Origin of the sequence: Nocardia aobensis NBRC 100429 (genome assembly GCF_000308375.1) — a bacterium.
Classification (GTDB): domain Bacteria; phylum Actinomycetota; class Actinomycetes; order Mycobacteriales; family Mycobacteriaceae; genus Nocardia; species Nocardia aobensis.
The window spans coordinates 1-7,157 of record NZ_BAFQ01000188.1 but is presented as its reverse complement, the minus strand read 5'-3'; the positions used below and the strand labels follow the sequence as shown (position 1 = coordinate 7,157).

The following is a 7,157-nucleotide window of genomic DNA, read 5'->3' as shown; positions in this document are numbered from 1 at the left end:
CGGGCCAGAGGGCGCGGTCGTCGATATCGCTCGGGTCGTACTTCCAGTATTTGTCCGAGCGTTCCAGCCGCTCGCCGAGCCGGCGTTTCTGTTCGTCCAGCGAGACGAACATCGCGACCTTGACGATCGTCGTGCCGGCCTCGGTGATCTCCCGTTCGAATTCGTTGATCTCGTCGTAGCGCGGCTCCCACACCTCGCGCGACACCAGATTCTGCACCCGCACCACGAGGACGTCCTCGTAATGCGACCGGTCGAAGACGCCGATCTGCCCACCGGCCGGCAGCCGGTTGCGGATTCGCCACAGATAGTGGTGCCGGCGTTCCTCGTCGGTGGGAACGCCGAAGGCGGCATGCCGCACGCCCTGCGGGTCGACCATGCCGATCACGTGGCGCACCACGCCGCCCTTCCCGGCGGTGTCCATACCCTGCAGGATGAGCAGCAGGTTGCGATGGTCACCGGAGCGGCCGTTCGCGAACAGCATCTCCTGCAGATCCGACAGCACCTCGCCGCGTGCGGACAGCAATTTCTCGCCGCGTTTCTTGTCGCCGGTGAATCCGGGAGTAGCGGAGGGATCGTAGGAATCGAGCCGGACCCCGGCTGCTCGCAACGCGGTGGTGGCAGGTTCGGTCCACGGAGATTTCGCCATAACCGTCGAGTATGGTCGGCGGCCCCGACAGCCGGGCGGTGATCGGGTCGCGAGTCAGCCGATTCCGGCCAGTCTCGTCAACTGTGCGGCGAATTCGGCGTCGTCGACCGGGGTCAGCACCAGCTCGGCGGCCGTGGTGAGCAGATAGCGGCCGTCGCCGGTGACGTCGAGCCAAGTGCGATGCCGCGTCGGCGGCGACATCGGATTGTCCGGTGCGACGGTGACGGTGATGAATCCGCGCGCGTCGACCGGCGCGCGCAGAGTGCGGCGGAAACGGGCGGCGCCGGGATCCCGCGGCGTGCCGATATCGCCGCCGGGCCGGGCGTCGGTCCCGGTGTCGAGTACCGCCTGCTGCGGCTCGCGCATCGGCCCGCATCTGCCCGCCGGCGCCGAGCCGATCGCGGCCACCAGCCGTTCGCCCAGCCCGCGCGCATGGCAGACGGCGACCGTGACGGCATCGGGCCGCGCGATCAGCAATCCCGCGTGCCGGTGGACGACGGCGGCGAAGGCGAGAATCAGTTCCGGCTCGTCCGGCGGTGTGGAGCGCCGGCCGGAGACGGTGATCGTGGTGGCGTCCGGCCGGGTGCACAGCAGCAGTGCGGCGGTGAGATCCGGATCGGTGTTGCGCGCGTAGCGGGTGCGCAAACCCAGTGCGGCATATTCGGTTTCGGTGCGCACGGTGGATTCCGGGATCATGTTCACCGGATACGGGCGGCGGTCGAGATCGGTTTCGGTGGCCCACACGTGGGCGAACTCGTCCGGCGTCAGCACCCACTTCACTACGGGTGACCCCCACCCGAATCCGGCCGGGGTGCGGGAACGAAGCGCGGCACCCGATCGCTGGAGGCGGCCAGGGTGGTGTTGTAGCGGAAGGTCATGATGTCGCGGGCGTCGGCCAGGGCCGCGGCGGCGGCGATGTCGTGTGTCATCCGGCGGGCGCCGCCGTGCACCACTTCGGCGACCGGGTCGGGCAGCGGGACATAGTTCGACGGTGCCGGTAGCGCGTCTCGAATGGATTGCGCCGCTTCGGCATCGGCCTCCAGCAGGTGTCGCAGCCGGGTGCAGACCTCGGCGGCGGCGGCGCCCCGTTCGACGAAGGCCGCCGTCGCGGGCTCGGCCGCCGCGCGCGCGTGCCCGGACCAGCGCTCGAATTCGGCGTGGGTGGTGTCGGCGAAGGTGCGGAACGCCGCGGCGACGGCGTCCGCCTGCCGTTGCCAGGCCGCCGCCGCCTCGCCCAGCGCGGCCGGGTCCAGTGCCTCGTGCACCAGCTCCCAGAGTTGCCGGTGGCTGTAGGAGCCGTAGACCTCCCGATCCGCGACGAAGGGCGGATCGAAGTGCGACGCGTCGGTCACGTCAGGCTCCCGGCTCGGGCCGGATCAGCGCCAGCGCCGCTCGGTTGGCGGCCTCGGCCTCGTCGAAATGTTTTCCCGCGGCCAGATAGGCGGCCTTGAACAGCAGCGCCGTCTGCTGGAACGAGAGGACGGTGTCGAGGTATTCGCCGCTCTTGCGGGAGAATCCGCGCGCCAGGGCCCGGCCGGACGCGAGTTCGCCGAAGCCGCGCACCGCGGCCGGGACCGCGCCACCGCTGCGGGCGGCGGCGTGGAGATCCTCCACGAGCCGGTCGCAGGCCGCCGCGAGATTGCGGGCGGTGTCCTCGGCGATCTCGAACACCTCGGCTCCGGAACCTGTTGCCGCGGCGTACAACTCGCGCGCCAGATGCTGACCGGTCTCCGGAATCGGCACCGTGATGATCCCCTTCCGCCCCGAGACTTTCCCTCGGCGAGCTTACCGGAGCGGCCGGTGCCCGGCGCGCGGCGACGCATTGTGAATACGCACCCATCGATGAGCGGTATAGCTGTGTAAATCACTGTGGCGCCACATATTTCAAGGCACCGGCTGTCAGGTGGCGTAGGCCGCCCGGGCGCTGACGTACTGCAGCAGTCCGTGCACTTCCTGTTCGATATCCACCAATCCGTATTCGGCGAACAGCTTCGGGAAGGTGTCGAGGTCGAATACTCGCAGGCCGCCCGCGCCACCGACCGCGCTCGACACCCGACCCGCCCAGCCCTGCGGGCGATGGCTGGTGCTGATCGCGATGCGGCCGCCGGGCGCGAGCACCCGGATCATCTCGGCGGCAGCGGCCAGCGGATCCGGGATCAGATACAGCGCACCGAAACAGCAGACCGCGTCGAAGCTGTTGTCGGGGAACGGAAGCCGGCGTGCGTCGCCGCGGACGTAGCCGGCTCGCGGTCCGGAGTTGTCGGCCACGGCCTGCCGCAGCATCGGCACCGAGAAATCGATGCCCACCGCATAGCCGTCGCCGATGTGTTCACTCAGATAGTGGGTGAAATTGCCCGGCCCGCAGGCGATGTCGAGCACCCGGTCGCCCGCGCCGAGGCGCAGGGCGCGCACCGCGTCACGGCGATCGGCGTGCATGGTCCGCCCGGTGGCCACCAGGAAACTGGTCGGCCGCCACGCCCGCTCGTAGAGCAGAGCGAAGACCGGGTTGTTCATGGTGCGGCGTGCGAGATTCACCGGGTCATCCTCGCGTCGAGGTCGTCCACTGTCGAGATCCGATACGGCGGTGCGCTGTGTCCGAGCAGCCGCAGTCGATCCCAGAAGTCGCGATCACCCAGGATCGCGGCCGCGGTGCCTTCCGGGGTCCGCAACTCGACGCGATGTTTGCGGTTGCCGGCCGCCGCATCCAGCGCGGGATCCGGATCGATCCGTCCGTACCAGCGGTAGATGCCGTCGATCGGCTGGCAGTGGCCGCGCAGCCGCACCCGGACGGCGAATTCCCGATCGCCGAGCACGACGACGGCCGGCCCCTGGTAATCCGGTTCGGGTTGCCGCATGATCACCTTCCTGAGCTGCGCGAGAGCGCCCTGCCCGCACTATAGCCGTGACAATGAGTAATAGGTAATATCGAGTGTGCCACCGCTCACATCGGTCGGCAAATGCGCCGACGTGAGCACAATGCGCGGGCCGCGGTCGGGCGGCAGGACGGTGAAGCCGATGGCACAGCACATCGAGAATTTCGCGGGGGACGGTTCCGACGGGCGCGAGCGCGTGGCCCAGCGGCTGCTTCGCTCGTCGGCGGAACATTTCTACGACGCCGATATCGATATCGACTGGGAGCAGCCCTGGCAGCCGGACAAGGCCTGGCTGCCCGAACACCGGATCTCCCTCTACGGCACCCCGCTGTGGGATCGCCTCAGCCCCGAGCAGCGCATCGAACTCGGCAAACACGAGCTGGTGAGCCTGCTGTCGTTCGGGATCGTCGCCGAGGGACTGCTCAGCAAGTATCTGCTGCGCATCGTCGCGCGCGATCCGACCTCGCAGCACGCGATGTACGCGCTCACCGAACTGAGTGAGGAGGCGCGCCACTCGATCATGTTCGCGCGGCTCATCGACAAGACCGGAATACCGCCGTATCGGCCGGTCACGCTGAACCGGATGCAGTTGCGCGTCGCCGAACACTTCCCGATCGGCCCGGTCGTCTACGCCGGCACGCTGCTGATCGAGGAGATTCTCGATCGCGGCCAGCGAGAAGCCATGGTGGACAGCGAAATTCAGCCGCATGTGCGGCAGTTGATGCGTATCCACGTACTGGAGGAGGCGCGGCACATCGGCTTCGCTCGCGATGCGCTGGCTCGCGGGATGGCCCGGCGTTCGCGGTGGCAGCGGCTGCCGCATCAACTCCTGCTGGCCTACTTCGCGCTGGTGCTCTATCCGATGCTCGTCAATCCGCAGGTCTATCGCGCGGTGGGCATCGACCCCCGGCGTGGATTCGCCGCGGCCTTCACCGGACCGCAATACCGGCGCACGATGAGCTTCCTGTCCGAGCCGATGCTGCGCTATTTCGACGAGGTCGGCATGCTCGACGGTGCCGCGGTGCACACGCTGTGGCGGCTGACCCGTTCACTGCCCGACGACCTGTGACCGAAGGACCTGTGAACGGGCCGGCGCCGCAAGCGAATCCGTCGTTCAGGCCCGCTCGACCTCGATGGTCAGCCCGGCCCGCCGCAGGCGATCGGTGAGCGGATCGCCCATGGCGGAGGCAGGGGTGAGGATGCCCGCCAGCTCCGGCAGTTCGTCGAAGGCCAGGCACAGTCCGGCCTCGCCGAGCATCACCGAAGTGGCCTGATAGCCCGGATCGCCCTGCCCGGCGAAGGTGCAGACGTACCGCGCGCCGGAGGTGGTGTCGGCGAAGGTCTTCATGGTGAACCAGCCGCTGCGGCGGGCGTCCTCGCCGGGGCCGGTCCCCGGCTTCGGCAGGATCCGATCCAGCAGCCGGCGCCCCGCCGACACGCGCGAGAGCAGCGCACCGGCGGTCAAGCCGGCGACGATGCCGCCGGCCAGGCCGGCGGCGACCAGAGGCGCCGCCGGTGAGCTCCCGGCGCTCATCACCTCGCGGTAGCGGAAGTTCTTGCCGTACACCCAGCCCAGCAGGCCGTTGCTGCGCCGCACCACCTTGGTGTTGTGCGCGGCCATCACGAAGGTGGCGACCCAGCCGTCGAGGCTGGGGTCGATGGCCGAGGCCCGCGAGAGAGCCTGGTCGGACTGCCGGCCCACATCGGGTTCCATCGACTTGTCCGGGCTCAGCGAATACGGGTGCGAGAGCACCGAACCCTTGGCCGGATCGGTGGCGATGGCCTCCATCATCGCCCGCCCGGAATCGATGGTGCCGCCGCTGGCGCCGCCCTTGAGCCAGGCCACCAGCGTGGTGTCGGTGAGTTCACCGGTGTTGTCCTCGACGGACCGCCGGAAGAGCCGATACACGCTCAGATCCGACGGAATCGAGTCGTACCCACAGGAATTCACGATCTTCGCGCCGGTTTCGGCGGCCCGCTCACCGAACCGATCGATACATTCGCGGATGAACAGCGGCTCGCCGGTCAGATCCGCGTAGTGGGTGCCGGCGTTCGCACAGGCCTGGGCCAGTGGCAGTCCGTAGCGCAGGTACGGGCCGACGGTGGTGACCACGACCTTGGTCCGCGCCGCCAGCGCGTCCAGCGCCGCCTGATCGGAGGAATCGGCGACCAGCAGCGGCCAGATCGCCGCGGCGCCGCCGAGTTCGTCGCGCACCGCGGTGAGCTTCTCCGGCGAGCGGCCCGCGAGGGCGATGCGCGCGTTCTCGGGCGCGGCCTCGGCCAGATACTGCGCGGTCAGCCGGCCGACGAACCCCGTCGCGCCGAACAGTACGAGGTCGAATTCCCTGTCGGTCATGCACATCCCATTCTCGTGGTGGCCGATTACTTTGTGCTGGTTCGTTTTCCGCCGGCGGCCTTGCGTGGCGCCGAGCGCTTCGCCGGTTTGCGCGGCAGGCCGCGCCGGGCCAGCCAGGCGTGATGCTGCTTACCGAGTTCGGTCACCGGATCGTCGCCGTAGAGCCACTCGCGGGCGATGCGATGCCAGTTCGCGGTCGCCTCCAGCTGGCCGAGTACCCCGAACGTCAGGAAATCCGCACGCCGCGAGAACAGATGCTCCGGCGGCAGATTCTGCTGTTTCATCCCGGCGTATTCACTCGCGCGCGGATCGACCGCCAGCACGAAGGCGCCGCTGGCCAATTCGGGGGTGATGGTCAGATCCTGGTCGATCAGCGCCCACTCACATGCCGCGAGCACGTACTCCAGGCAGTCCTCGGGGGTGATCTCCTCCGGCGAATCGATGATGCCGTGGTCGATCATCAACTGGCGCAGATCTTCCGCGCGTTCCTCGGCCGCCGCGCGAATACAGGTGGCCTCGAAGCGGACGTGTTCGGGGTCCATCCGGTTGAACAGCCCGAAATCCAGGAAGGCGACCCGGCCGTCCTCGCCGAGCAGCAGATTGCCCGGATGCGGGTCACCGCAGAACTCGTGGAAGGTGAACAGCGAGCCCACGTAGAAGCGGTAGATGATCTCGCCGACCCGGTCGCGTTCGGCCTCGGGCAAGCGGCGGATCTCCTCGAAACCGCGACCGGGAAAATACTCGCTGACCAGCACGTGCGTACTCGACAGTTCGGGCATGGTGGCCGGTACCACGATGAACGGATGGTCGGCGAACAGTTCCGCGACCTCGCGCTGGGTATGCGCTTCGGCCACGTAGTCCAGTTCGCTCTCGAGATTCAAGCGCAGTTCGTCGAGGACCGCCGGCGTCACCCACGGCATCGCCGACTGCAGGACGCGGCGGAACATCGCGAGGTTCTTCAGGTCGGCGCGCACGGCGGTATCGATGCCCGGATACTGCACCTTCACCGCGACCGCGCGCCCGTCGTGCAGCCGCGCCCGATAGACCTGGCCGATCGAGGCCGCCGCGATCGGTTCGGCGTCGAATTCGGCGAACAACTCCTCGAGGGTGCGGCCGAAATCCTTCTCGATGACGCCGCGCATGGTCTCGAAGGAAACTTTCGGCGCGCTGTCGCGCAGGACGGCGAGCCGGCGCTGGAATCGCTCGCGATGTTCCGGCGGAACCAGATCCAGATCCAGCACCGAGAGCATCTGGCCGAGCTTCATGGCCACGCCCTTCATGG

At 68.5% G+C, this 7,157-nt stretch carries 9 protein-coding genes; 1 reads left to right on the top strand and 8 read right to left on the bottom strand.

Annotated features, from left to right (window positions below; genetic code table 11):
- From RJ03_RS24685 to RJ03_RS24660, 6 genes are all read right to left on the bottom strand, one after another.
- The coding region (locus RJ03_RS24685) for a PPK2 family polyphosphate kinase (protein ID WP_036506116.1) at window positions 1-646 on the bottom strand (646 nt) is incomplete at its 3' end.
- Between the two features lie 54 nt (window positions 647-700).
- Entirely contained in the window at window positions 701-1,426 is a 726-nt protein-coding gene (locus RJ03_RS24680) for an ESX secretion-associated protein EspG (RefSeq protein WP_036506114.1), read from the bottom strand.
- Complete coding sequence (locus RJ03_RS24675) at window positions 1,426-1,998, bottom strand: hypothetical protein (RefSeq protein ID WP_036506112.1); 573 nt, start codon at window positions 1,996-1,998, stop codon at window positions 1,426-1,428. Before RJ03_RS24675 ends, RJ03_RS24680 begins: the two co-directional genes overlap by 1 nt.
- Before the next feature lies 1 nt (window position 1,999).
- A complete protein-coding gene (locus RJ03_RS24670; RefSeq protein WP_036506110.1) occupies window positions 2,000-2,389 on the bottom strand; it encodes a hypothetical protein in 390 nt (129 codons plus the stop codon).
- A 156-nt stretch (window positions 2,390-2,545) separates the two neighbouring features.
- Window positions 2,546-3,181, bottom strand: a complete 636-nt coding sequence (locus RJ03_RS24665) for a class I SAM-dependent methyltransferase (protein ID WP_036506108.1) — start codon at window positions 3,179-3,181, stop codon at window positions 2,546-2,548.
- A complete protein-coding gene (locus tag RJ03_RS24660; protein WP_036506120.1) occupies window positions 3,178-3,501 on the bottom strand; it encodes a DUF4873 domain-containing protein in 324 nt (107 codons plus the stop codon). Before RJ03_RS24660 ends, RJ03_RS24665 begins: the two co-directional genes overlap by 4 nt.
- Window positions 3,502-3,661: 160 nt before the next feature.
- Between RJ03_RS24660 and RJ03_RS24655 the strand changes: the two genes are divergently transcribed.
- A complete protein-coding gene (locus RJ03_RS24655; RefSeq protein ID WP_051025212.1) occupies window positions 3,662-4,588 on the top strand; it encodes an AurF N-oxygenase family protein in 927 nt (308 codons plus the stop codon).
- 45 nt (window positions 4,589-4,633) lie between these two features.
- On the opposite strand, the gene RJ03_RS24650 is transcribed toward RJ03_RS24655, so the two are convergent.
- Together RJ03_RS24650 and RJ03_RS24645 are read right to left on the bottom strand one after the other, a co-directional pair.
- A complete protein-coding gene (locus tag RJ03_RS24650) occupies window positions 4,634-5,881 on the bottom strand; it encodes a saccharopine dehydrogenase family protein (RefSeq protein WP_036506106.1) in 1,248 nt (415 codons plus the stop codon).
- A gap of 20 nt (window positions 5,882-5,901) precedes the next feature.
- The coding region (locus RJ03_RS24645; RefSeq protein ID WP_036506104.1) for an ABC1 kinase family protein at window positions 5,902-7,157 on the bottom strand (1,256 nt) is incomplete at its 5' end.